Origin of the sequence: Croceicoccus mobilis, from assembly GCF_001661965.1 — a bacterium.
Classification (GTDB): domain Bacteria; phylum Pseudomonadota; class Alphaproteobacteria; order Sphingomonadales; family Sphingomonadaceae; genus Croceicoccus; species Croceicoccus mobilis.
Genome location: NZ_LYWZ01000024.1, coordinates 36,457 through 62,545, shown reverse-complemented (window position 1 = coordinate 62,545; position 26,089 = coordinate 36,457). Strand labels below are relative to the sequence as shown.

The following is a 26,089-nucleotide window of genomic DNA, read 5'->3' as shown; positions in this document are numbered from 1 at the left end:
TTCAAACCCGTTCAATAATCGTGGCCGAACCCAGCCCGTTGGCGGCGCAAAGCAGCACCATCGCTGTCGATTTCCCGCTCCGTTCAAGCTCGTCAAGCGCGGTGCCCAGGATCATTGCCCCGGTTGCGCCAAGCGGGTGCCCCATGGCGATCGCCCCGCCGTTGACGTTGATCCGGTCGTGATCGACATTCATGATATTCATGAAGCGCAAGACCATGCTGGCAAACGCCTCGTTAAGTTCGAACAGATCGATATCGGTGACCGCCATCCCGGCGCTGGCCAGCGCCTTGCGGCCGACGTCAGCCGGGGCGGTCAGCATGATTGTGGGTTCCGAACCGATAGAGGCCCATGACCGGATGCGAGCGCGCGGCTTCAACCCGGAGCGGGCGCCGAATTCCGCATTGCCCAGCAGCACAGTGGCAGCCCCGTCGACGATGCCGCTGGAATTGCCGCCAGTGTGGACATGGTCGAGCGCCTCGATCTGGCGATAGCGTTCCTGCGCGATCCGACCGTATCCGGCATCGGCAAGCCCGGCGAACGCCGGCTTCAGCTTCGCCAGATCCTCGCGCGTGGTGCCGGGCCGGATCGCCTCGTCACGGGCAAGGATGATCTCGCCCAGCAAGTCGCGTACCGGGACGACCGATTTTGCAAAGCGGCCTTCGTCCCATGCCCGGGCCGCGCGCCGCTGGCTTTCGGCTGCATAGGCATCGACATCGGCACGGCTGTAACCGTCGATGGTCGCAATGATGTCGGCCCCGATCCCTTGCGGCGCGAAATATCCGCCAAAGGCGATGCGCGGATCGCTGGTCCACGCCCCGGCATCGGTCCCGAATGCCACCCGGCTCATCGATTCGACGCCGCCGCCGATCCCGGCCTGCGCCATGCCCGTACCGATCTGCCCCGCGACCAGATTGATCGCATCCAGTCCCGATGCGCAAAACCGGTTCAGCTGGATCGCAGCGACGGATTGATCGTAGCCAGCTCCGATTACCGCCGCCCGTGGCAACACGCCGCCCTGTTCGGCTACCGGTTGCGCAATGCCGATGGCCACCTCGTCCAGCAGAGCGGTGTCAAGCGTATTACGGTCACGGATCGCTTCAAGCTGCTGGATCAACAGCTGAACCGCCGGTATCTCGTGCAGCGCGCCATCGGGCCGCCCCTTGCCCCGCGGTGTGCGGGCATGGTCATAGATCAGGATGTCCTGCATTATCAGTTCCCGTCGGTTCGCATAGCGATTGCGATCAGCCAGCTTGTGGCTTGGCAATGTTAAGCGTCTGCAACGCCAGATAGGGATAAAGTCCCTCGATCCCGCCCTCGACTCCAAAGCCGGACTGCCTGTTGGCGGGGAACGGCACCGCCGGGTCCAGTGCGCAGTGCTGGTTCACCCACACGCTGCCGCTTTCGAGCCGGGCCGCCACCTTGGCGGCCGCAGCGACATCACTGCCCCAGACCGAACCGCCCAGTGCGAAGGGAGAGGCATTGGCGCGTTCGACGACATCGTCGATGTCGCTGTAGCGGATCACGGGCAGGATCGGGCCAAACGGCTCTTCATCGACGATGGCATGGCCCTCGGCCACATCGCGCACCACGGTGAGCGGCACAAAATAGCCCGGCCTGTCCCCGATCTCGCCGCCAGCGATCACCTTGCCGTCGCGCTTCGCCTGTTCGAGATAGCGACAGACCTTGTCGTACTGCGCCTTGTTCTGCACCGGGCCGAACTGCGCGTCCGCGTCTGTCCCCGATGCCAGCTTGCTACCTTTGGCCATCGTCGCCAGCGTATCGCACATCGCGTCGTACAGGCTGTCGTGCACGTAAAGCCGCTTGATCACCGCGCACACCTGCCCCGAATTGAAGAAGGAGAAGGCGAAAATCGGCGCGGCCACCTGTTGGATATCGGCATCGGGCAAAACGATGGCCGCATCGTTGCCACCCAGTTCCAGCGTCACCCGCTTCAGCGTCGGCGCGCAAGCCGCCATGATCTTGCGCCCCGTCTCGCTCGATCCGGTAAATGTTACCTTCGCCACATCTTCGTGCGCAACCAGCGTAGCGCCCGCGTCATTGCCGCCCGACAATATGTTAAGCACGCCCGGGGGCACGATATCGGCCAGGATCTCGCCCAGCCTCAGCGTGGTCAGGGGTGTGGACGGCGCGGTCTTGACCACCACCGTATTGCCCGCAGCCATGGCCGGGGCGATCTTGTTGCAGGCGATGAACACCGGCGCATTCCACGGCACGATGGCGGCCACCACGCCCAGCGGCTTGCGATGCAGTTCGACACGCCGGGTATCGTCCTCGACGATAAGTTCCGGTTCGATCCGCAGCGATCCGTAATAGTTGAGATAGCCGGTCGCCAGATGCGCCAGTTCAAACATGGCGAGATCGCGCGGCCTGCCGGTTTCCGCGATCAGCAAATCGGCCAGCTCCTCGATGTTCGCCATGATCGCATCGGCCATCTCCTTCAGCACCGCTTCGCGCTTGCCAAAGCCGCAGTCGCGCCAGGCCGGAAAGGCGGCCCGGGCGGCGGCCACTGCGGCATCGACATCGTCGGCAGTCGCGTCGGGCACCTGGTCGAATCCTTGGCCAGTGCAGGGATCGATGACATCCATCGTGCGCGATCCGGCGGATAGTGACCCGCCAATCAACATCTTGTGCATATTGCCTCTCAATCCTCTTTCCACAATTCAGGCGGTTGCGACCGCTCTTGTTTCATCCGTGTCGCGCGCATCGACGGGTGCAGCGAACTTGTTCATCAGCCTTGCATTCAGCGTCGCAGCCGCCTCGGCATTGCGTTCCTTGATGTGGCCATAGCCGCGTATGGTAGCGGGGACCGAGGCGATCTCTACCGCCGTGCCATGATTGTCCGGAGAAAGCCGCAGGATCACGTCCAGCATGCGCTGTTCGTATTCGTCGATCAATGCGCGTTCCATGCGCCGTTCGCCGGTGTAGCCAAAGAGATCGAAAGCCGTGCCGCGGAGCCCTTTGAGCTTAGATAGCAGCTTGAAGGCGCTAAAGACCCACGGGCCGAATTCACGCTTCTGCAATTCACCGGTTTCCGGGTCCTTTTTCGAAAATAGCGGCGGGGCCAAGTTATAGCGATAGCGCGCACCGGGCTGGAACGTCGCCTCAAGCTTAGCGCGCATGGCCGGATCGACATGCAGGCGCGCGACTTCATACTCGTCCTTGTAGGCCATCAGCTTGGCGAAATTGCGCGCCACCATAATGGCCAGCGCATCGGATCCGGGCACCGCCTGTTCCTCTGCCGCGCGCACGCTGTCGACCAGGGCGCGATAGCGCGCGGCATAGGCCTCGTTTTGGTAATCGGTCAGCAGCCGGCTGCGATGCGCGACGATATCGTCAAGATCGGTCAGCGGCTGGAACACCGGTTCGGAAATCGTGTCGGCCACGGCCGCGTCGATGCGTTCTGGATCGACCGCGCGCAAGCGGCCCAGTTGAAAGGCGGACCGGTTGAATTCGATGGCCACGCCATTAATCTCGACCGCGCGCAGGATTGATTCCGGCGACAGCGGCAAGAGACCAAGCTGGCAGGCAAAGCCCAGCATGAATAGGTTGGCGGCAATAGAATCGCCTAGCAACGCCAGTCCAAGCCCGGTCGCATCGACCGCGTGATAATCGCGTGACATCCGCTCTAGCCGTTTCAGCAGCAGCCCCTCTTCAAGGCGCATGTCGGGATTGCGCTGGAACGCCGGAGTCGGGGTGATCCGTCCGTTGACGACGGTTCGGGTGCGTTTTTTGTTCAGCGTGACTACCGGTTCGGGCGAAAGCGCGGCGATGGCATCGAACGCCAGCACCACATCGGCTTCACCCGCGCCCAGCTTCTGCGCGGCCAAATCGCTGTCTTGCGCGGCAATGCGGACATGGGAATAGACCGCGCCGTTCTTCTGGCTTAGCCCCGTCATGTCGAAGACCGACGACGATTTGCCTTCTAGGTGCGCCGCCATGCCCAGCAAGGCGCCAATGGTGACAACGCCAGTCCCGCCGATTCCCGACACCATGATATTGCACGAACCTGCATCAAGGCCGATGCGCTTCGGTTCGGGAAGGTCGAAACCCGTCTCGCCCGCCAGCGCCGATGCCTCCGGCTTGCGCGGTTCCGCATCCAGTACGGTGATGAAGCTGGGGCAGAACCCCTTTACGCAGCTATAATCCTTGTTGCAGCTCGACTGGTCGATCTGGCGCTTGCGGCCCAGTTCGGTTTCGTTGGGCCAGACGCTGACGCAATTGGACTTTACCGAACAATCCCCGCAGCCCTCGCACACCGCCTCGTTGATGAACATGCGCTTGGGCGGATCGGGGAACTTGCCGCGCTTGCGCCGCCGCCGCTTTTCCGCCGCGCAGGTCTGTTCATAGACTATGACGGTCACCCCTTTCACCTGCGCCAGATCGCGCTGAACCGCGTCGTAATCGTCGCGGTGGTGTACGGTGACGCCATCGCCCAGCCCGCTGTCGCGGCCATACAGATCGGGTCGGTCAGTCACGACTACCGCGCGCACGACCCCTTCGGCGAGTACCTGGCGCGTGATATCGCCTACCGAAAGCGGACCGTCCATCGGCTGTCCGCCGGTCATCGCGACGGCATCGTTGAACAATATCTTGAACGTCATCGACACCTTGGCCGCCACCGCGCCGCGCACGGCCAGCAGCCCCGAATGGTAATAGGTGCCATCGCCCATGTTCTGGAACATGTGCGGCGTATCGGTGAAATGGGCAAGGCTATACCAATGCGCGCCCTCGCCCCCCATCTGCGTATTGGGAAGCATTTCGGGGCCGGAATACATCGCCATTGCATGACAGCCGATGCCGCCCGCCGCGATGCTGCCATCGGGAAAGCGCGTGCCGGTGTTGTGCGGACAGCCCGAACAGAAATAGGGGGTTCGCGAAGCCTCGGCCGAATTCATGCCGCGGATCGTGTCGCGCTGGCGGCCCAGCGTTTCGGCCCGCTGGAACAGATTGCCGATCTCGACGCCCAGCCCTGCGAGCCGGCCCACGATCGAAATGGCGATATCGACCGGCTCCAGCTGCTCGTCCGATGGGAGCAGCATGACGCCATTCTCGTCATTCTTGCCGATGACCAGGGGCTGTATGCCCGAATTATACAGGATCTGCTTGGCCTGGTTCTCGGTAATCGGGTCCTTTTCCTCGACGAACAGCAATTCGTCCTGACCGCGGGCAAAGTCCTTCAACCCTTCCGGTTCGACAGGATAGGAACAGCCCAGCTTTAAGAAGGAGATCCCCAGTGCGCCCGCATCGGTATCGGACAGGCCGAGCAGGATCAGCGCCTGGCGCGCATCCTCCACCGCCTTGCCGGTGGCGACGATGCCAAGCTTGCGAACGGGCGCATCGAACAGCACGCGGTTTATGGCATTGGCGCGAATGAACTTGTGCACCAGCGGCCAGCGGTAACGCTTGACGACGATGTCGGAGGCCAGCCGGTCGAGATGGCTGGGATAATTGTGGAACCCGTGCTGCGGCGCATCGCCGCGCTCTGGCTCTACCGGCGCGGGGGGCAGCGCGACATCGACCGTCATGGTCTGTTCCAGGACTTCGTTGCACAGCTTGAACCCGGTGAACAGCCCGGTATAGCGCGACATCGCCCAACCCTTGAGACCCAGTTCCAGCACGTCCTGCACGTTGGAGGGTGCCAGGATCGGCACCCCGGCATGGATCAGTGCATGTTCCGACTGGTGCGCGACCGTCGATGACTTGCCGGTGTGGTCATCGCCCGCCACCAGCAACACGCCGCCTTTGGGGTGACTGCCCGCCACATTGCCGTGCTTGAACGGATCGCCGGACCGGTCGACGCCCGGCCCCTTGCCGTACCAGATCGCGAACACCCCATCGCGGTTCTTGCCGGGCACGCCGTCCAGCATCTGGGTGCCCCAGACCGCAGTGGCGGCCAGGTCCTCGTTCACGCCGGGCTGGAACAATATGTCGGACTTGCCAAGCAGGTCCTTGGCGCGCCACAGTTCCATATCATAGCTGCCCAGCGGCGAACCCCGATAACCCGAGATGAAGCCGGCGGTGTTCAGCCCGTTCGCCTCGTCGATCTGCTTTTGCAGCAATGGCAGGCGCACGAGGGCATGAGTGCCGCTCATGATTACGCGATCATCGACCTGCGTATATTTGTCGGTCAGGGCTACGTCACGCATGGACTTTCCTTTGAGCTTGATACGCTTCCTCATCGAAAGCAGCGCCTCTGGCGGCGCGATATTCGGCAAATGCGGGCGCGAAATCGGCCAGCACGATCTTTGTGCTCTCACGCCCCTGCATCGCGTGCAGCCAGCGCCCGAAACCCGGTTGGCGGTCCAGCAGCCCATCCCGGCCAAGATGAAAACAGACCCGGTTGGCCAATTCGAAGATATGAAAGGCAGCAAGGTCTGCCATGGTCAGCGCGGAGCCGGTCAGGAACGGTTGGCACAGGCATAATTGGTGCAGCGCCCGCATGGCACGATCGGTCATGGCAAAAGCGGCGGTCGCGGCATCGGGATCGACCGGCTCACCCATGAACACGGCGGGGTAGAGCGAACGCATCGGCAGTTCGATGTAAAGCTGCACGATGTTGAACAGTTGCCGGACGCGGGCGCGTTCGAAAACATCGTCCGGCAGCAATAGCGGACCGGAGGTTTCCTCCAGATATTCCAGGATCGCCACCGTTTCGGCCAACCCGCCCCGTCCGGTGTCCAGCCACGGGATCTTTCCCATCGCGCTATTGGCCAGAAACCCGTCATCGCCCGCCGCGCGGGTAGCCACGTAGTCCGCGCCCAGCCCCAGTTCGATCATCGCGGCGCGCGCGCAATTGAACCAATTGCTGACCGGATAGCCATGGAGGACCGGCGCGGTCATACGTCAGACGCTCACGTAAATGTCGTCGCCGTCGAGAGTGACGGTGTATCGCTCGATCGTCAGGTCGGGGTCTTCCTCGCACTCTCCGGTAACAAGGTCGAAGGACCAGCCGTGCCACGGGCAGGTCAGCACCGCGCCGCAAATCTCGCCCTGATGAAGCGGGCCCTGCGCATGCGGGCACCGTGCCTGCGTGGCCACAGGCACGCCGTCGGCCATGAAGACCAGGATGCGGGTATCGGCGACCTTTGCCTTCAGAGGGCCGTTTTCGACAAGCTGCGAAAGCGTGCCGACTTTTTCTTTCGATTGCAGCATCGTGCCACTGTCCTCCCACCACTCTTTTCACATGCCCGTTTCCTTGCGCGGGAATCGGGCTTTTGTGATTTTTACCCTAGTGGGGGTTTCGGGGGCGGGCCATGGCAGAGCGTGCTAACGGTTGACCGTTCGTGCCAATCTGCACCCGCTGGATCGCGCGATCCCGTTTTTCGCGCCGCCCCATCAAAGAATCATGGGCCAACCGATCACGCAGCAATCGCCGCGCGCCCGCGCAAAGACCAGGGAATGGCAACGGCCGAAACGCCGGCCAGGATCGCCACCGGAATAATCGCTGTTAGCACCGATGCTGGCGAATTCGTCGATTGCAGCACCCATGCGCCGATCAGTGGCCCTGTGATCGATCCAATTCGCCCCCATGCGACGGCAGCGCCCACCCCGGTGCCGCCCAGTGCCTGGGGATAGACGGCAGGAACGATGCTATAGAGATAGGATTGCGTGGTCAGGATTGCCGCGCCCAACAGGAACGCCAGCGCAAGGCTGGACCATGTTCCGTTCGGCAACGCCATCGCGAACAAGAGGCACGGGATCGCGGCAAAGGCACAAAATGCAACCCGCCACGCGTGCCGCCCGTCAAACAGGGGGGCACTTGCGAGGCAGGCGATAAAGCCGCCCCCGTTGAACAGCACTTGCGCAAACAGCGCATGGCGTGCGGTCAGACCCGCCGATGCCAGCAGTATGGGAAGCCAGTTGAGCACGAGATAAAGGATGATCAGCGCAGCGAAAAAGGCGGTCCAGACCAGCAGGGTCGGTATCGCCCGGCCATCGCCAAACAGCGCATGGGCAACCGATGCCTTGCCACTGCGCTGGCTGTCTGCCGTTCCGGCAAAATTCCGCCTGGACCACAGTACCATCGCAAGCAAGACCGGCAGTGCGCCGCCGATGAAAAAAAGCATCGGCCAGTCGTCGGGCATGGTCGCACCCAGAATGCTCACTCCGACCCCGCCGACGGGCACTCCGCAATACAGATAGGCCACCGCCCGCTTTTCCCGCCCGGGCCGCGCACTTTGCGATGTCAGCGCGATCAGGTTGGGCAGCGCCCCGCCCAGCCCCAGCCCGGTCAGGACGCGCATCGCGACGAGGGTCTCCGCGCCGGTTGCAAGCCCGGTGGCGATGGACGCGATGCCGAACAGGGCACAAGATCCGGCGAGAACTTCCATGCGCCCCCACAGATCGGCCATGCGTCCCCCGACGATCGCACCGAACAGCAGGCCGAACGTGCTGGCGCTGAAAAACAGGCCCAGCGCCTGCGTATCCAGCGCCAGCGATACCGCGATGGCCGGTGCCGCAATGCCCGCAACTTGCAGATCGAAGCCTTCGAGTATGGCAACGCCGATGCACAGCCATCCAACCATTGCCCGCTGTGCGCGATCGCCCGCGCCTTCATTCCCCCCGGCCGTCATATGTTCCCCTAATGCCGCTTTCCGGGGTAGTTCGGAATATCGATCCGGTCCCGCATCCCGGCATAGCCGAGCGTCACCGACATGTCCCATTCGGTCATCGCATAGGGATGGCCCTTGTCGAATTCGCCCAATCGGTCCAGCCGATCGAGTGTTTCCGGCGACAGGATCAGGTCGCAAGCGGCAAGATTCTCGCGCATCTGTTCGGGCCGCGTCGCGCCACAGATCGGAACGATTCCGCGCGACATGATCCATGCCAATGCCACATGCGCGGGCTTTGCCCCGATTTCCCCCGCAATATCGGCAAGGCCTCTCGCTATTGCGCGATTGCGTTCGTCAAGCGGCTGCAACTGCATAGAATCCAGCCGGTTGCCACTGTCGGATGACTGATCCTGCCGCGTGTATTTCCCGGTTAATATCCCGCCTGCGAGCGGCGACCAGGCCGTAAGCGCGACATCGTGGGCGGCGGACAGGGGAATATGTTCGCGCTCTATCGAACGCTGTACCAGGCTGTATTCCAGTTGCATGCAGGCAACCGGAGCAAGCCCGCGCAATTCGTGAAAGGCCTGCGCACGCGACACGATCCAGGCCGGCACGTCCGACAGGCCGACATGCAGGATCTTCCCGGCACGGATCAGGTCGTCGAAGGCACGCATGACCTCTTCGGTGGGCGTGGTGAAGTCCCAGAAATGGGCGTAATAAAGGTCGATGTAATCGACACCCAGCCGGGTCAGGCTCTTCTCCACCGACTGCACGATATTCTTGCGGTGCATGCCGGCCTCATTCGGGTCGTTGCGGCCCGGCACGGCATTGACGTATTTGGTGCTGATGACAAAGCGTTCGCGGTCATCCTTCACGAAGCGGCCGATCATCCGCTCACTCTCGCCGCCGGTATACATGTTGGCGGTGTCGATGAAATTGCCGCCCCCGTCGACATAGGCGTCGAAGACGGGGCGGCATTCCTTTTCGGGGCGCGACCATTCGGCAGCTTCGCCAAAGGTCATCGTGCCGAGTGCGATTTGCGATACGCGCAGGCCGCTGCGACCAAGTATCCTGTAACGCATGATCAGCCGATCACGCGTTCAGACCGGGATTGTCGCGCCAATCCTCGCTCGGCGGCGGGATCAACCCCAACTGCATGGCGAATTCGCGGAAATTCCAGTGGGTCCGGCACCGCACGATCTTGCCTTCCTTGTACATCTGCGTGGTGGTGCCGCGCGTCACCGTCGTCTTGCCGACCGCTTCCTCGATCCCGAAGAACGGCGAATTATGCGTGGCCTTCCATATCCACTGCATATAGCCCCACTCGTCGTAGTCGAAACCCGCGCCCAGCCGCTCGGCATTGACGAAGCGGTTGTAGTCGGCCTCGTACCCTTGCCAGTCTGCGGGCATCGGACCCGTATTGGTCACGCCCTTCGATGCACCTGCCGGCCCGCCATCATAGGTGATAACCTCGAACTTGTGCACGCCGAACGGAGAATCCGGGCCGGAATTGTTGAAGACCACGAAGGCCTTGTACAATTCCTCCTTAGTCGTGATCGTCTGGGCGAATTCTATATCCTCCCAGACGAAATCGTCGGCGTAATAACCAAGCACCTCTTCCGCGCCCTTGTCGAAGAAAGCGGTGACCCAGTCCTGCGCCGCCTGGAAGTTCTTGTACTGGCGCGGCGGGGTGGCGCTGGCCGCCGGCATCGCCTGAACGCCGCCCGACGCTGCATCGGCGGTCGCGCATCCGGCCAACCCCACCGCCCCGGCTGCGCCCGCGGCGCCAAGCAGGCTCCTGGAAAAATTCCGGCGAGAGAACGCTCGCTGGTCGGTCGTCATGTGCTCTTCGGTCACCTGGCTGGAATATAGAATATGCACTGCTCTCTCTCCCGGTTGCGGCAATCGTCATGCGGCGAATGCCCGTTTTGCCTGAGACTAGCCGAACGACCGCGCAGGACCACAGCACTTTACGACAGCTTTGGGCCGTTCGTGCCATATGCGGGATTTGGCACAATATGCCTGACGCTGGCACCTAGCGCCCTTCGGATGTCATGCATCTGCGCGTATTCGTGATGCCAATGATGCCACGGCGCCTTGCGTCGATAGAGCCCGCTTGAAGGGAGAGGAACGCGTAATGACCATCCAGACGAAGCCGCGCAGTGCAGGTAAGCAATATGATCCTCTCGACCCCGCGGTAAAGCAGGAGCCCTACCCCTATTACGCGGACCTGCGTCGCGACGAGCCGGTGAAGTGGCTGGACGGGCTGCAGGCGTTTTCCGTCGCGCGCTATGACGATGTCGACAAACTGCTAAAGGACGGGCGAATCTTCAGCTCTGCGCAGTTCTGGCCGGCGCTTCTGGGCGAATACGATCCCGTTCCCGAGGTCGCGCCAATGATCTCGATGGACCCGCCCGGGCACATTCATCTGCGCAAGCTGGCCAACAAGGCGTTCGTGCCAACCAAGGTGAACTTGCTGCGCGACCGCACCTACAGGATCGCGCACGAGCTGATCAACGACATCATTGCCAAGCACGGTCAGTCGGGTGAGTTCGACTGGGCGTGGGAGTTTACCGCGCTCTACCCCGTGACCGTCATTGCAGAGGTCCTGGGCGTTCCGACCGAGCGTCGTTCCGAGTTCAAGGTCTGGGTCGACCTTGTCCTGTCTGCCGCTAACCGCGCGGCCTATGGTCCGGAAAAGCTGTCCGAGATCGAGAAGGCATCGAAAAGCCTGCGCGCTTTCATAGAGGACCTTTATGATCACCGCATCGACAATCTCGGCGAGGACCTAATCTCGTCCTTCATCCAGTCAGAGATCGACGGCCGCAAGATGACCCGGCTGGAAATCATCCAGATGGCGACGCTGCTCCTGATCGGCGGGGTCGAAACCACCACCAACCTTCTGGGCACCACGCTGGTCGAGTTGAAGCGACATCCGGAAACCTATGCCCGGGTGCGCGCCGATACCGGATTGATACCTGCGCTGGTCGAGGAAGTGCTGCGTTACAATCCGCCCGTTCAGATCATCTTTCGCCATACCACGGCAGATGTGGAACTGGGTGGTACAACCATCCCGGCGGGAAGCGCGGTCATGCCAATACTCGCCTCGGCCAATCGCGACGAAACGAAATTCGCGAACCCGGATGTGTTCGACATCGACCGCAAGATCGATTTTCCACTGATGTCGTTCGGTCAGGGGCCGCATTTTTGCCTTGGCAATTACCTCAGCCGGGTCGAGGCAAAGGCCGCACTGGAAGTCGCGATGGAGCGCTTTGCCCAACTCGACGTGATTTCGGACGAGATCCACTGGATCGATTCCTATTTCGCCCGCGGCCCCCATACCCTTCCGGTCCGCTTCAAGGCGGCCTGACCGCCACCCCGACAATGACCGCGGCGAAGCTGGAGCGAACCCATGCGCGCAGAAAAATGCCTGAACATCGGGGATCTGGAACGATGTGCGCGGCAACGGCTGCCGCAACCGCTGTTCGATTACATCCAGGGCGGTTCGGACGATGAAATAACGCTGGCCGCCAATGTCACCGGGTTCGACCGCTATGCGCTGCTGCCCCGATACCTGCGGGATGTTCGAGATGTCGATTCTTCCGTCGCGGTGCTGGGCAGCAGGCTGGCGTGGCCGCTATACCTTGCGCCGACGGGCATGACGCAGATGTTCCACCGCGATGGCGAGATGGCCGTGGCAAGGGCTGCGGCCCGATCAGGTGTCGGCTATACGCTTTCCACCATGGGTACGACCAGCATCGAGGATATCGGCGCGGTGCCGGACCTGCCCAAGATGTTCCAGATGTATCTGCTGAACGATGACAGCCTCAATCGCGCCATGGTTGACCGCTGCAGGGCCTCTGCCTTCGACGCGCTGTGCATTACCGTGGACTGCATCACTGCGGGCAATCGCGAACGCGACATCCGCAGCGGGCTGAGCGTGCCGCCACGGCTCAACCTGCAAAGCCTGGGGCAGTTTGCCCGTCGCCCCGAATGGTGCCTGAACTATTTGCGCGGCGGCGCATTCCGTCTGCCGAACATCGGCGACGGCAACGGCGACGGCAACGGCGGCGGCGATATTTCTACGCTTGCCAGCTATTTCGCACAGAAGATGGAATCGAACATCAGCTGGCAACACGTCGAGGCGATTGCCCGCCAGTGGCAGGGGCCACTCGCCATAAAGGGGCTGCAATCCGCGCAGGATGCGACCATGGCGGTGGAAGCAGGGGCGACGGCCGTGATCGTGTCGAACCATGGCGGTCGCCAGCTTGACGGATCGGCGGCATCCATAGACCTGCTTCCGGCCATTGCCGATGCGATTGGCGGCAAAGCCGAGATCATTCTCGATGGCGGTATCAGGCGCGGTTCGCACATGGTCAAGGCGTTGGCCTTGGGGGCCACGGCATGCATGACCGGGCGGCCCTATCTTTATGGCTTGTCCGCATTCGGCGCGGCCGGCGTGGACCGCTCGCTGGCCATTTTGCACAGCGAGTTCGAACGCACCATGGCGCTGGTTGGCTGCCGTTCGGTGGCGGATTTGAAAGCCGGCACCGCAATGCAGGGCGGCGCGGGTGCCAGATGCAATGGCGGTTTCCACACGCCGAAAGATCAGCCTGCCCCGGCGAACTCGTTCGTCACAGTGCTGGGCCGCCGCCCGGTCCAGTCCTTGAACGCCCGCGAAAACGTTCCATTGTCCGAAAATCCTAGCAGATAGGCCACCTCGCTCAGACTTAAGCCGCGCCTAAGATACCGGAATGCCAGCTCTTCACGCAATTGCTTGAGCACTTCTGCAAAGGTGGTACCCTCGTCCTTGAGGCGGCGCAGCAAGGTCCGCTCGGTCATACCCAGAAGCTTTGCCGTGCGGGCCTTCGTCGGCACTTCGTCGGGGAGCTGCGCGATCATCAGGTCGCGCACGCGGATCGCGAACCGGCCCGCCATGCGCTGCTCTAGGAAACGTTGAGCCGCGCTTTCCAGCATCGAGGCCAGCTCTTCGTCCGATGACATGATAGGACGCAGCAGATCGGCCTTTTCGAACGTCAATCGCGTTCGCGGTGCGTCATAGCTGATCGGGCAGCCAAAGAACTGTGCGAATTCGTCCTGCGCATCAGTCGAGGCGTGGGAGAAACATACTTTTGCCAGCGGCAGTTCGTCCTGCGCGATCCAGCGCAGCAGATTGACGACCGACGCCAGCACCGTATCCACGGTCTGATAGATCGGCGGCTCTCCGCCGGTGTCGAAATGAAACTCGACGATGACCTGCCCGCTGGTCTCGACCAGCCCAGCCGTCGCGGAATCGGAAATCAGCCGGGTGAAGCGGGTAAAGCGCTGAAGCGAGCGCAGCAGGTTCGAACTGCACATCATCAGATAGCCCACGACGTGAAAGGAGGACGGCCGGACCTGTTCCGCCACGCGAAGGCCGAAACACGGATCGCCGGTCAGCGTTGCCGCACGCTTCCACAATTGCGAGAGCTGGTCCTGCGAATAACGGCTATATCCGCCTTCCAGGCGAGAGGCGTCCATGCCGATTTCCGCCAGGACCGCATCGGCGTCGATACCGCGAACCTGCATGGCGCGGACGATGGCGAGAACCCATCCCGTCAATGCCGAACGTCGTGCGTCGTCCAAGGCTGACCTCTCTCATTTATCGGCAGTTCATGCCTCTTTGTCGCGATCTGCATAACAGTTCGCCATTCGGTCTGCAATGAGTTGCACATTCCGCAATCAGTGGATCGGTTTAGTCCCGGCATGTGTACGGGCATCGTTACGGGATGGGACCTTACGCCTGTATTGGCGCAGATCGCGGCGCGAGATCATGATACTTTGGCGGGAGTCGTTTCGGGCTATTGCCTATTTCACTTTCGTCGGCAAAAATCCGGTTAAAGCGGTAAGTGGCGTGACCTGCTTGCTCGAGCATCTCCATATCGTCTGGAAACCCTGAGCACTCCGGCCTTTGGTGACAGCGATACGCAATTCGAGACAATTTCATCAAGCTTGTCTTAAATTGTCGGATAGTGGCACAATCAGCCCTGTCTAAGGGGCCGCTCGCACGGCAGTTCTTTCATGAACGACGGTCATCAAGAAAAAGGGCCGCGACTGAGAGGGAACCGTGATGGCTTCGAAGAAAAAATCCGTGCAGGCGTCGTTGCTTGCTGTCGCATTCGTGCTTGGCTCGAATGCATCCACGGCTTATGGACAGGCGGCCGATACAAGCGCCGAAGATGGTGCGGACACCACCGGTTCTGCAAACGAAATCATTGTCACGGCCCAAAAGCGGGAACAGTCGCTGAACGATGTTGGCCTGTCGATTACCGCGGCGTCGGGAGATCAGCTGACCAATCTCGGCATTACCAACACTGGCGATCTCGCGAAAGTGACCCCCGGGTTCACCTTTACCAAGAGTCAGGACGGAACGCCGCTCTATACGCTTCGCGGGGTCGGCTTTAACGATTACACGCTGGGTGCCAGCCCGGCGGTCAGCGTATATGTCGATCAGGTTCCCCTCGCTTTTGGCGCCTTTACCCAAGGGGCTTCACTGGATCTCGAGAGGGTCGAGGTATTGAAGGGTCCGCAAGGCATCCTATTCGGCCAGAACTCCACCGGCGGTGCCATCAACTATATAGCAGCCAAGCCCACCGATTATTTCGAGGCGGGCGCGTCGGCATCCTTTGGCCGTTTCAATACGTTCGAAGCCAATGGTTTCGTCAGCGGCCCGGTGGCCGATGGACTTGGCGTGCGCGCCGCAGTGGGAACGACGATTTCGGGACCATGGCAATATAACTATAATCGCGATGAAAAACTTGGCCGGCAGGACAAGCTGCAGGGGCGGTTCCAGGCAGCGTTCGAGCCGAGCGACCGGATGAGCTTTCTGCTGAGCGTGAACGGGTGGCGCGATAAGTCGGATACGCAGGCCGGGCAGTTTCAAGGTCTTTATCTTCAGATCGACGAGACTGCAGTAGCCGCCGGAGGCCTGTTCGACCCTGAAGAGGTGCTCAGGCGGATTGCTGCGTTCCGCGCTCTTGAACCTGCCCCGGATAATGCGCGGGCGGCAGATTGGGACCCGAATCGCGATTTGAGGCGGGACGATGGTTTCTATCAAATTTCGCTCCGCAGCGATTTCGAATTGACCGGAGATATTACCCTCACCTCAATTACTGCCTATTCAAATTACAACGAAAATTACTCTGTGGACCGCGACGGAACTTCGCTTATCAATGCGGGGGTCAACGCCGACGGTACGGTTGACAGTTTCAGCCAGGAAATTCGCCTTGCTGGCGAGACAGGCATTTTCAACTGGTTGATCGGCGGGAATTACGCCACGAACGATGTCGTCAGCGCGAATGACATTCTAACGGGCGATTCTACGAATACCGCCATTCTACCCGGAGGGCCCTACATAGCGGCCTCGACCACGACGATCACTCAGGATATTGAGGATATTGCGGTATTCGGCAATGTCGAGGCGATCCTCAGCGACCAGCTCACGGTGCTGGCAGGCGCTCGCTATACCGAAACGACCAACGATTACACCTCATGCATGCGCGGCGATTTCGGAATGCAGACCACCTTCGCGTTCCTTTCCGATGTGCTGTCTGGAACGCCGGGCGCACCGGCCGGGCCGGATACCTGCCTGAACATGGACCAGAACACGTTCGAACTGATCCGCACGCCTTTCGAAGACACGCTGAAAGAAGACAATTTCTCGTGGCGCGTCGGTGCAAACTTTGCGCCCGATAGTGATACGCTGCTTTATGCCTTGGCCTCGCGAGGGTTCAAGTCAGGTAGTTTCCCAACCGTGCCTGCTTCCACCACGGCACAGTTTGCGCCAGTGACCCAAGAGTCGGTGACCGCATACGAAGCTGGCGCGAAGCTGACCCTGCTCGACGGCATGGCACAACTCAACCTGGCCGGGTTCCATTATATCTACAACGACAAGCAGGTCCGCGGGCTGGTCATCGACCCCATTTTTAACCAGCTCGAACAGCTGGTAAATATTCCCAAGGCTCGAATCAATGGCGGCGAGATCGAACTGACGGCCCGCCCAATCGACGGTCTGACCCTGCGCGGAGCGGTTACGTATGTTGACAGCAAGGTCAAGGAGTTCACCGGCATCAATAACGAGCGCATTCTTGCAGACTACAGCGGCTCCTCCCTTCCCTTTTCGCCGAAGTGGCACGTGGTGGCTGACGTCAATTACGAACGCCCCGTCAGCGCCGCTCTGAATGCGTTTGCAGGAGCCAACCTGCTCTACAACTCATCGACGAATTCCACCTTGGGCGATGCGCCGAATTCGGTCATCGATTCCTTTACGACTGTGGACCTCAGAGTTGGAATCAAAGCAGCCGACGATGCTTGGTCGTTCAGTGTCTGGGGACGCAATGTGTTCGATGAATATTACTGGACCAACCAGTTCGTCACCCAAGACGTAGTCGTCCGCTATGCCGCCATGCCGGCAAGCTATGGCGCAACAGTGAAATTCGAATTCAGGTGAGGTGACGGTGAACCCGCCGGTTCCTGCCGCGTCGAGGAAATCGAGCTTGGAGCAATGTGGGCTTCATAGAGTGTGGATTTGCTGGCGCCGTTGGGACCGGCCAGCACGATCATCGTGGGTTTCCTGCGTTGGAGTTGGCGTTCTCGCGCACGAGGTTATAGTCAGGATCTCCTGGCGGCCGAGGTTCTCTTTGCGCCAGCGCGCCCACATCCGTGTGTAATCAGTGGGCGTGCACTCAGAGAACTAGGCCGTGAACCCATAAAGCGCGCTCTCAGGCGCACTACGGAAACACGATAAAGTTGCTTGCAATATGATTGTGAACAATGTAATTGGATGGCTTATCGAAGCTGGAAGGATTGATGATGAGCTATCTCTATACGACACGAGTGAACGCTTATGGTGGGCGCAGCGGCACGATCAAAAGCGAGGATGGTATCCTCGACATGCCCTTGGCGATGCCGAAGGAGCTCGGTGGCAAAGGCGGTGCGACGAACCCGGAGCAGCTTTTCGCTGCGGGTTATGCCGCCTGCTTTGAGAACGCCGTCATCCACGTGACGCGCGGACAGGCGGACAAGGTGCGCGACAATGACATTGAGGTCGCCTGCGAAGTAGGACTGCTGCCGAATGGCGAAAGCGGCTTCAAGCTTGCGGTGACACTGGATGTTGAGATAACGGGCGTTGATCAAGCCAAGGCGGAAGAGATCGTCAAGGCCGCTCATGCCGTCTGTCCCTACTCGAACGCGATCAGGGGCAATGTCGAGGTCAATCTGAGGATATTCGCGCAGTGAGCGGCCCGGAGTCCTCGTCGGGCGACGAGGCCCCCCTGCTGCTTGATCGGCAGGTCTGCTTCCCGCTTTACGCTGCCACCAACCTGCTCAACCGCCTTTACGGACCGGTTCTCCGCCAGCTTGGGCTTACCTATCCTCAGTATCTCGTGATGCTAGTCCTATGGGAGCGGCAGCCCCAGACGGTAGGGGCGCTGGGCTCGCGCCTCTATCTCGACAGCGGAACACTAACGCCGCTGTTGAAGCGGATGGAGGCGGCCGATTATATTACCCGCACTCGCGATCCCGAAGACGAGCGTCGGGTAGTCATAGGGCTGACTGACAAAGGCAAGGCCCTCCGCGAGAAGGCCGTACATGTACCGGGGACAATCGCCAACGGGCGCACGCCCGAAGGAATTGAAGAGTTACGTGAAAGTGTGCGGAATTTGGTCGCTATGCTGGCAGAGCAAGAAGTATTGAGGTGACAGGCTTTGTCCGCATGAGGATCCTTTGGTGCCTTCATTGAGGATCTCGATCACAACCGCATAAACGTCCTATTATGAAGTGAAGGTTACCTGAGGTGCTTGCCTCGGCGCTCTCCCGCTGATTCAAAATCGGGATGAGCCGATATGACCTGACCGACTTCGAGTGGCGAGTGATCGCGCCACTGCTCCCAAACAAGCCGCGAGGTGTTCCGCGTGTCGATGATCGGCGCGTGCTGAACGGCATCTTCTGGGTTCTGCTGTAGCGCGACAAACAGGATGAGAATGTGATTGTCGCGGCGCGTCATTGAGTGCCGATTTTAACTGTCGCTGGCAAGGGCCTCGTTCTTATCCTGATTGTCGCGGATGGTCTCGAGGACTTTGTGCGTGGTATAGGCGGCAGGACGTCCAGCCCCGGTGCGGCGGGCCTGGGCCGTGCGCCGGCGGTAGCTTTCGACGTTCATCTCGAAGATCGTGGCGTGATGCACGAGCCTGTCGACCGCGGCGAGCGTCATTGCTGGGTCCGGGAAGACGCGGTTCCATTCGCCGAAGGGCTGGTTGGCGGTGATGAGCAGCGATCTGCGTTCGTATCGGGCGCTGATCAGTTCGAAAAGGACAGACGTTTCCGCCTGATCACGCGAGACGTAGGCAAAGTCGTCGAGGATCAGCAGATGATACTTATCAAGCTTGGTGATGGCGGATTCCAGCGACAGCTCGCGCCGGGCGACCTGCAGGCGCTGGACGAGGTCGGATGTGCGGGTGAACAGGGTCCGCCAGCCATTTTCCACCAATGCCAGGCCGATCGCTGCCGCCAGATGACTTTTGCCGCCGCCCGGCGGACCGAACAGGATCAGATTGGAACCCTGGTCGAGCCACCCATCACCAGCGCATAGGGCCATCACCTGGGCCTTTGAGATCATCGGCACGGCTTCGAAGGCGAAGCAGTCGAGCGTCTTGCCCGCCGGGAGGTGGGCTTCGGCAAGGTGACGTCCGATCCGGCGGGACGCGCGTTCGGCGAGTTCATGCTCGGCAAGAGCGGCAAGGTACCTGCTGGCGGGCCATCCTTCCTTGTCCGCCTGGGCCGCAAAATCAGCCCAGATGTGCTTGATGGTGGGCAGGCGCAGTTCACCCAGCATCAGGCCCAGGCGCTGAGCATCGACCATGGGAGCCGTGTTCATGCCGCTTCTCCCTGTTCGATCAGCCCGTCGTAGATCGAGAGTGAGACCATCTCGACAACGACTTCGGGCAGAGTGGCGGGATCGGGACTGAAGCGTGTCCGCAATGTCGCCAGGCACGGGACCCGGCGCGCAGCCAGGTCCTCCGCCAGGAAATGGGCGAGTTCAGCCTCGCAGGCGCGCTCGTGGGCCATGGCCAGCAGCTCGACCATGATACGGCAGGCCTTTTTCTCGCCCACCGCTTCCAGCAAGTGCTCGAACATGAGGCGGTAAGGCGCGCGCGGGAACAGGCTGTCGCGATAGACCAGTCCCCGCAGCGCCATTGGTTTGCGGCGCAGGGAATGAATGACATGTCGGTAATCGACGACATGGCCGTGCTTGCCGTTCGCACCAGCGCGGCCGCGCTGCAGGGTCATGAGCCTTGTGCCGCCAATGAAGACATCGAGACGATCGTCGTAAAGACGCACCCGCAGACGATGTCCGATCAAGCGCGACGGGACCGTGTAGAACACCTTGCGCAGCGTGAAGCCGCCCGAGGACGTCACCGTCACGAGAACCTCCTCGTAATCGGTAGTCCGCATGTTCGGCAGCGGTTGCAGCGACTTGCGCTCGGCATCGATGGCAGGGCCATGACGCCGGTTCCTTGCTGTCACGACTTCGTCGATGAAGCGGCGATAATCGGCAAGTTTGGCGAAGTCCGTGGGGGACTGTCAGGAATTCCGTGTGTGGGCGGGCGGTTGAACATTACGCCGCCATGGCTTTGATGAAGCGCTCACCGAAAATTACGGCGAACTGGGCCTTTGCCATGGTCCACTCACGCGGCGGCATTTTCCACTCTTTCTCCGACCGGTTCAAGATCAGATAGAGCAATTTCGTGGCGGCCTCGTCGCTCGGGAAGTGCCCCCTGGCCCTGACGGCCCTGCGGAGCTTCGAGTTGAGGGCTTCTATGGAATTTGTGGTGTAAACGATCCTGCGAACCTCATCAGGAAACGCAAAAAACGGAATGACCTCGGCCCAGGCCCGCCGCCAGCTCTGGCCGATAGCGGGATAGCGCTGGCCCCAGGGTCCAGCCTCGAACGCGGTGAGCGCCTGTTCGGCGGCCTCGGCGCTGGGGGCGCGGTAAATTTCCTTGAGCGCCGTCGCCAGCCCCTTGCGGTCCTTCCAGGACACGAAGTCCATGGAATTGCGCAGCAAATGGACGATGCATGTCTGGACCACGGCTTCGGGAAACACGGCGGTGATGGCCTCGGGGAAGCCCTTGAGCCCATCGACCACGGCAAGCAGGATATCCTCCGTCCCGCGGTTCTTGAGCTCGTTCATCACCCGCAGCCAGAACTTGGCGCCTTCGTTCTGCTCGAGCCACAGGCCCAGCACCTCCTTGGCGCCATCAGCGCGGACGCCCAACGCGATGTGGATCGCCTTGTTGCGGACCATGCCTTCATCGCGGATCTTGACCCGGATCGCATCAAAGAAAACGAGCGGGTAAACCGGATCGAGCGGCCGTTGCTGCCAGCTGGCGACTTCGTCGAGCACGGCGTCGGTCACGGTGCTGATCAGGTCCGGCGACACGTCAATGCCATACAGATCGTGCAGATGCCCGGTGATCTCCCGGGCGCTCATGCCGCGCGCGTACATCGATATGATCTTGTCATCAAAGCCGGGGAAACGGCGCTGGTACTTCGCGATCAGCTGCGGCTCGAAGCTCGACTGACGGTCGCGCGGGACATCGATCTCCAGCTTGCCGGCATCTGTGGTCACGCTCTTGCGACCATAGCCATTGCGCGTGTTCCCGGCCTCTTCGTCGCTGGTCAGATGGTGATCCATCTCCGCATTCAAGGCGCGCTCGGTCAGCGCCTTCTTCAGAGAATCCAGCAAGCCGCCTTGTTCGAAAGCGGCACTGGCAGCACCGCCAGCCAAAAGCTGGTCCAGCAGCTCATTGGGGATCGCAGGTTCTTTGCGTCGGGACATAGTGGGACTCCTTCTTACCCATTATGCCCGCCCACACACGGAATTCCTGACAGTCCCCCGCCGCAGCGCCTTTGCGATCATGGTAGGGTTTGCCGCTCGAAGTGGCGGCATGGACGATGGCATTCACCCCACTCAGCCGGTCCGCCGGAACATCAAGCAAATAATCAAAGCCGCGCGCCTTCCACGCATTTCCCGCCCCGCGCGGCAATACCGACACCGGCCACTCGGGCGGCTTCGGCTCTCCCTTGCGGCAATGGGTGGCGAATTCGCAGTCATGCGGCCTGCTACAATGATCTCCGGGTGCGGTCTGCGGCTCTTCCCCGGTCAGCATGGCCTGCGCTGCGTGCACCACCGCGCCCCGCCCCGCGATGATCCCGCCCAGCTGGCCAAGCATGTCCGCATCGTGCAGTAAGCCGTCCAGATCGCCCGGTACCTGCAGCACAAAGCGGTTGTTCACGTGCCTAATTGCGGCCGAGCGCACATCGATGCCGCAGCCTTGCAGCACCCAGATCTGCGTGGCCAGATCGCCCACATGGTAGTCCTTCGGCGTGGTCGAACTCTTCACCTCGGCAACATGCCAGCCACCAACCGGCAGGCGCTCCATCACATCGACGCGAACAAGCACACCGCGGTGCATGAAGGTCGCTTCGAACAGCGGACCGGGATGGTCTTCGGCGATCAAACGCGCGGTGGTTTCCAGCGCGGCGGCCAGATCGGGCTCCGCCTCGATCATCACGCCATCGGGATGCAGCGCGCAGGCCGCATCGCCCACCTCGTTACCGATGGCGAACAGTGCTTCGGAGCCTTCGTTCCATTCGGCAAGGTCGCGGCGATGCACCTGCAGCCACAGGCGGCGCGGGCATTGCTCAAATGCGGCGATGCGGGATTTGGAAAGACCGACCATCAGGCTATTGCCAGATCGCTTGATGCAAACTGCCATGGCGGCGCTTCGCGGCGAGAAGGTCGAGGCGACCTCGGGCCATGACAGCCATATTGCGCAAGTCTTCGACAAGCTCAGCCATTGCGTTGCGACGTAAATGAGGGGGCGCTTTTTCGATGACCGCGCAATGTGCGGCGACCAAAGCCGGTATATGACAGCGCAGACGCTCGACGATCTGAAGGGTCATCGCATCCAGATCGCCCGCGGCCGCACGGGCCAGCAGCATTTCGCATGGAGCTCTCGCTTCAAGCAGCGGCGTGGCGAATTCCGGACAAGAGGCGAGCGCATGCGCGAATGCATCTTCGACAGCACTGCTCCCATCGGAATTCGTGCGAACAGTCTTCTGGTCGCCCAATACGGGCTTGCCGAAAACGAATGCTGGCAGAGATCCTGTCGCAAGGCGGAGAATGAGGAAGAAGCCAATCATGGCAAGCAAAAACGACAACATCGGCACCATCCCTGCTGGCCGCGGATGTGGCCGTTTGAAGTGATGCTGCCTTTTCCAACAGGCTTACGACAATTTCGGTCGTAGCTCTGCTTGGTCACGGTGATTTCCGAGCCGTGCGTTCGAAACTGCCTCTTGCAGCATGAAGACGTCGGCTCGCTTTTCAACATGACGCCGGCTTGCTTGGATATAGAGAGCTGGCTGAACATTATCCCTACGACCATCTATCGTCCATTCTCCAAGGTCACGCAGTCGATCGCAGTGAAAGGACCATGCGAAGGCAATGGCGCATGAAGCCGGCTAGGATCCAAGCTAGAAATCTAAGCGCTTTAGCAGCAGTGGGAGCGCATTGTGCGGAGTGCTGCCATACAAATTTCGCCTATATCTTGAGTAGATCGAGCAAGGGATCGAAAGCATAAAGGGCGGCGCGGCGTCCGGCTGCCGGTTCAATTGTGCGAAGCAGTCCAGCCTCGACTAGCCTACGAGACAGGGCACGAGCTGACGATGCCGGGATGCCAGACCGGTCTACAAAGCGGTCATTGCGAAAGACAGGACTGGCAAACACGAAATCCAGGGCCTGATCGTGGAACTGAGAATTTAGTGCCTCGCGGAACCGCTCCCGCATTTCGCCATGTAAGGCAAATATCTGATCGGCAGTCTCGATATTGACTGAGGCTTGAGCGTGCATAGCCTCGAGAAAGAATATGCACCATCCTGACCAGTCTCCCGAAGCGGAAACGGCTCGCATTCTCTCGATATATTCTTCCTTATGTGTCTCGAAATATCCTGAGACGAAGAAGTTCGGCTGACTGATGATTCCGAGATTCCAAAGCATCAGGGTGATTAGCATGCGCCCGATCCGACCATTGCCATCTTCGAAAGGATGGAGTGCCTCAAACTCCACATGCGTCAGTGCTGCCCGAATAAGGGGACGCATCTTGCTTTCATTCATGAATTGCACGAGCCCTGCCATGGCGGGGGCCAGTTGCTCAGGGGCTATTGGAACATAGAATATCTTCCCGCGCCGATTGTCGCCGATATAATTCTGTTCCACCTTGTAGGAGCCTGGGCGCTTTCGCGCGCCTCGTCCGAAGTATAGCAATTGCTGGTGCGCCTTCCGGATCAGATGTTCGCTGAGTGGCGCGCCGTCAGCCAAGGCTTGCTGCGCATTGCGCAAGGCGCGGGAATAAAGGTAGGTTTCAATATCATCATTGCGGGCTTCGCGGTAAGGATTTGGCGCGCATTCTGGCGCCAAACTGGCTTGGTAATAGACCGCGCTGATCAACCGGCATTGGTGATAGGATCCACAGCGATGCTGCTGCCAATCGTTTTTAGCCAAAAATTGTCAGCCTTGCGGATATCGACAATGCATTCCTCCGCCGGCCAGCATGTGTTTCGGTCGCTTATAGAGCTGTCTGGGACTGATATCCCAAGTGCCGTCAGCGACGGATAGTCGCAATCTAAGAAGATGCTGCCCCGCCAGAATTGTCCGGCAGGGCAGCTTGAGCGAGCTTCTTATCCCTTCAAATCCTCCCGCCATTTCCGCAGCTTTGCGACGAAACCGGTCTCAGGCCTCGCGCAGAAACGATCGACAATCGCATCGGTGCATGCGGCGCCCGTTTGACCAATCATCTCGATCGACGCAAAGTGGCGAACCGCGATGATCGCGGTGGTCAGCACGTCAGCCGTGCACTGCTCCTCGACCGCAGCCCAGTCGCGGTCGTCGACCAGGCGATTGACCTCTTTGCCCGGTACCGGTTTGGCGGGAATGTCTTGTGCCGCCGCATATTCGGAAAGGTGCACCCGGCTGCTGTATTCGATCTCATTGCACAGATCGATGCGATCGGAACGCTGTGGCCGTGACTTGCGCAGCTGGTAGGGCAGGATCAGGCCATGCTGATGCGCGATGCGGCGCAGGACCGGAACATCGCTGCATTCCCCACCCCAGGTCGTGAGGATAGCATGAGGATGGTTGTCGAGTTCGGCGAAGAAATGCTCGGCGATCGCCACCTCGTCATGATCCGGTCGGCAGCGGCCTTCGAAATGGCTGATCTTGGGTTTCTCGGCCCCAGGTGTGAACTCGAGCGTCAGCCAGCTCCCGCAAACGATCTGCTTGAACGGCCAGCGCAAGCTCTTGCAGGCCGAGCTGCCGTTGGCATGGACATAGGCACCGTGGCGCACCCGGTCCCGCTTGAACTCGAAATCGGCAACAACGATGCTGGTGGAAGGGAAATAGCGGCAGCCTTTGTCCTTGCGGACGGCGGGGCGGCGGTTGTTGTAGTGGGTCATTGATACGTCCTTCGTCGATACGAAAAAGCCCGCTCGGAGGCGGGCCTTTTCGCGTGGGTGGTGTGGTGGATTGCGGGGGGATCAGAGGTGACGGCGCGAGGCGTCGATCATTTCTGAGATGTAATCGAACACATCGTTCCGAAGGAGCCAGCTTTTCTCAGAAAGGTACTCGGCATAATCGCATTCGGTCCACCAGACCTTCTCGTCCGGGTTCCAGCGATAGCCGCGGGCCTTCAGCTGGTCTTTCAGGCTAAATCGCGCGCCGCGCGCTTTCAGAAGCACCGTCTCCATCTCGCTGCGTTCGATCAGCAGATCGAGGAAGCTGCGGCCGTCGGATCCGGGTGCTTCGAGCCGCAGTAGTTGGAATAGCGACCAGACGTCATCATCGGCGCGGTGCGTGTTGGCGAAGTAGCCGCCTTGCAGCAGCAGGTGCCCCAGGGATCGGCCATCATAGCCATGGGCGAGCCAGTCGATCTCGGTACACGAGCAGGCCCACTTCAGGCCCTTCACTTCTGGGAAGCGCGCCTCAACAAACGCACGGTCGAAGCGCGCATTGTGCGCGACGATGAGATCCGCGCTCTTCAGCAGCTTGACTGCGGCGTGGCGGTCGATTTGCAGGCCGACCACCATTTCGGCGGTGAGCCCTGTCAAAGTCGTTACACGCGGTGGGATCGGCTTTCCGGGATCTTGAAGCCAGGCAAACGGCAAGGTGTTTGAAAGCACCTTGCTGTCGTTCGGCCAATCGATATCGAGTGTCATGATAGCGAACTCGATGATGGCGTCGGTCTTAGGGTCGAGGCCGGTTGTCTCGACGTCAACGATCGCGATCCGCCGGGTTCCATCCGGCAGGTTGCGATCCTCCAAAGCGTGTGGCAGTGCGATTTTGCGCAATACGCGGTAGTCCCCGCCCGCCTCGAGCTGGCGGACGAGTTCTGCATTCTTGTCTTGTGTCATGGATGACCTCT

21 protein-coding genes and 2 pseudogenes are annotated in these 26,089 nt (G+C 60.7%); 6 read left to right on the top strand and 17 right to left on the bottom strand.

Translation table 11 applies throughout. The features are described from left to right. Position 1: 1 nt before the first annotated feature. The 8 genes from A9D13_RS13910 to A9D13_RS13875 all read right to left on the bottom strand — a co-directional run bounded on the left by A9D13_RS13910 (position 2) and on the right by A9D13_RS13875 (position 10,454). On the bottom strand, positions 2-1,207 hold the full coding sequence (locus A9D13_RS13910; RefSeq protein ID WP_066774869.1) for an acetyl-CoA C-acetyltransferase: 1,206 nt from the start codon (positions 1,205-1,207) through the stop codon (positions 2-4). 34 nt (positions 1,208-1,241) lie between these two features. Then, the gene (locus tag A9D13_RS13905; protein WP_066774867.1) at positions 1,242-2,654 is read right to left on the bottom strand and encodes an aldehyde dehydrogenase family protein; all 1,413 of its coding nucleotides are present in this window, start codon (positions 2,652-2,654) and stop codon (positions 1,242-1,244) included. A 27-nt stretch (positions 2,655-2,681) separates the two neighbouring features. Then, positions 2,682-6,167 carry an indolepyruvate ferredoxin oxidoreductase family protein gene (locus A9D13_RS13900; RefSeq protein WP_066774864.1) on the bottom strand — a complete coding sequence of 1,162 codons (3,486 nt, stop codon included), beginning with the start codon at positions 6,165-6,167 and terminating at the stop codon, positions 2,682-2,684. Beyond that, positions 6,160-6,861 carry a glutathione S-transferase family protein gene (locus A9D13_RS13895; protein WP_066774862.1) on the bottom strand — a complete coding sequence of 234 codons (702 nt, stop codon included), beginning with the start codon at positions 6,859-6,861 and terminating at the stop codon, positions 6,160-6,162. Before A9D13_RS13895 ends, A9D13_RS13900 begins: the two co-directional genes overlap by 8 nt. Before the next feature lie 3 nt (positions 6,862-6,864). Beyond that, positions 6,865-7,173, bottom strand: a complete 309-nt coding sequence (locus A9D13_RS13890) for a Rieske (2Fe-2S) protein (RefSeq protein WP_066774859.1) — start codon at positions 7,171-7,173, stop codon at positions 6,865-6,867. 206 nt (positions 7,174-7,379) lie between these two features. After that, positions 7,380-8,594: an MFS transporter gene (locus A9D13_RS13885; protein ID WP_066774857.1), complete on the bottom strand. Its 1,215-nt coding sequence runs from the start codon at positions 8,592-8,594 to the stop codon at positions 7,380-7,382. A gap of 8 nt (positions 8,595-8,602) precedes the next feature. Next, positions 8,603-9,655 carry an aldo/keto reductase gene (locus A9D13_RS13880; protein ID WP_066774855.1) on the bottom strand — a complete coding sequence of 351 codons (1,053 nt, stop codon included), beginning with the start codon at positions 9,653-9,655 and terminating at the stop codon, positions 8,603-8,605. Positions 9,656-9,665: 10 nt separating this feature from the next. Next, entirely contained in the window at positions 9,666-10,454 is a 789-nt protein-coding gene (locus A9D13_RS13875; protein ID WP_066774853.1) for a nuclear transport factor 2 family protein, read from the bottom strand. 256 nt (positions 10,455-10,710) lie between these two features. On the opposite strand from A9D13_RS13875, the gene A9D13_RS13870 reads away from it, so the two are divergent. Both A9D13_RS13870 and A9D13_RS13865 read left to right on the top strand, forming a co-directional pair. Beyond that, the gene (locus tag A9D13_RS13870) at positions 10,711-11,943 is read left to right on the top strand and encodes a cytochrome P450 (protein ID WP_066774851.1); all 1,233 of its coding nucleotides are present in this window, start codon (positions 10,711-10,713) and stop codon (positions 11,941-11,943) included. A 42-nt stretch (positions 11,944-11,985) separates the two neighbouring features. Further along, complete coding sequence (locus A9D13_RS13865; RefSeq protein ID WP_066774848.1) at positions 11,986-13,287, top strand: alpha-hydroxy acid oxidase; 1,302 nt, start codon at positions 11,986-11,988, stop codon at positions 13,285-13,287. On the opposite strand, the gene A9D13_RS13860 is transcribed toward A9D13_RS13865, so the two are convergent. Beyond that, a complete protein-coding gene (locus tag A9D13_RS13860; protein ID WP_156522080.1) occupies positions 13,182-14,198 on the bottom strand; it encodes an AraC family transcriptional regulator in 1,017 nt (338 codons plus the stop codon). The two genes, A9D13_RS13865 and A9D13_RS13860, sit on opposite strands and share 106 nt — an antisense overlap. Positions 14,199-14,682: 484 nt before the next feature. On the opposite strand from A9D13_RS13860, the gene A9D13_RS13855 reads away from it, so the two are divergent. The 4 genes and pseudogenes from A9D13_RS13855 to A9D13_RS13840 form a co-directional block, all read left to right on the top strand. After that, positions 14,683-17,061, top strand: a complete 2,379-nt coding sequence (locus tag A9D13_RS13855; RefSeq protein WP_066774842.1) for a TonB-dependent receptor — start codon at positions 14,683-14,685, stop codon at positions 17,059-17,061. A gap of 362 nt (positions 17,062-17,423) precedes the next feature. Next, positions 17,424-17,849: an organic hydroperoxide resistance protein gene (locus A9D13_RS13850; RefSeq protein ID WP_066775037.1), complete on the top strand. Its 426-nt coding sequence runs from the start codon at positions 17,424-17,426 to the stop codon at positions 17,847-17,849. Further along, a complete protein-coding gene (locus tag A9D13_RS13845) occupies positions 17,846-18,310 on the top strand; it encodes a MarR family winged helix-turn-helix transcriptional regulator (RefSeq protein ID WP_066774839.1) in 465 nt (154 codons plus the stop codon). The genes A9D13_RS13850 and A9D13_RS13845 overlap by 4 nt, the downstream gene beginning before the upstream one ends. A 134-nt stretch (positions 18,311-18,444) precedes the next feature. After that, positions 18,445-18,561, top strand: a pseudogene (locus tag A9D13_RS13840) (transposase); the annotation flags it as partial. 66 nt (positions 18,562-18,627) lie between these two features. Here the strand turns inward: A9D13_RS13840 and istB are convergent. From istB to A9D13_RS13800, 8 genes and pseudogenes are all read right to left on the bottom strand, one after another. Further along, positions 18,628-19,485, bottom strand: coding sequence for an IS21-like element helper ATPase IstB (gene istB, locus A9D13_RS13835; RefSeq protein WP_066774836.1), 858 nt, complete (start codon positions 19,483-19,485; stop codon positions 18,628-18,630). Continuing rightward, positions 19,482-20,180 (bottom strand): annotated as a pseudogene (locus A9D13_RS13830) (Mu transposase domain-containing protein); the annotation flags it as partial. The pseudogene A9D13_RS13830 and the gene istB, both read right to left, overlap by 4 nt. 46 nt (positions 20,181-20,226) lie before the next feature. After that, entirely contained in the window at positions 20,227-21,450 is a 1,224-nt protein-coding gene (locus tag A9D13_RS13825; RefSeq protein ID WP_066774833.1) for an IS256 family transposase, read from the bottom strand. After that, the gene (locus tag A9D13_RS13820) at positions 21,416-22,354 is read right to left on the bottom strand and encodes a hypothetical protein (RefSeq protein WP_066774829.1); all 939 of its coding nucleotides are present in this window, start codon (positions 22,352-22,354) and stop codon (positions 21,416-21,418) included. Before A9D13_RS13820 ends, A9D13_RS13825 begins: the two co-directional genes overlap by 35 nt. A 4-nt stretch (positions 22,355-22,358) precedes the next feature. Further along, positions 22,359-22,838 (bottom strand): hypothetical protein, encoded by a 480-nt coding sequence (locus A9D13_RS13815; protein ID WP_156522078.1) that lies wholly within the window; start codon positions 22,836-22,838, stop codon positions 22,359-22,361. A 376-nt stretch (positions 22,839-23,214) separates the two neighbouring features. Then, positions 23,215-24,174, bottom strand: coding sequence for a Fic family protein (locus tag A9D13_RS13810; RefSeq protein WP_082922429.1), 960 nt, complete (start codon positions 24,172-24,174; stop codon positions 23,215-23,217). 176 nt (positions 24,175-24,350) lie between these two features. After that, positions 24,351-25,124: a 3'-5' exonuclease family protein gene (locus tag A9D13_RS13805; RefSeq protein ID WP_066774823.1), complete on the bottom strand. Its 774-nt coding sequence runs from the start codon at positions 25,122-25,124 to the stop codon at positions 24,351-24,353. 81 nt (positions 25,125-25,205) lie between these two features. Beyond that, the gene (locus A9D13_RS13800; protein ID WP_066774820.1) at positions 25,206-26,078 is read right to left on the bottom strand and encodes a 3'-5' exonuclease; all 873 of its coding nucleotides are present in this window, start codon (positions 26,076-26,078) and stop codon (positions 25,206-25,208) included. Positions 26,079-26,089: the final 11 nt, after the last annotated feature.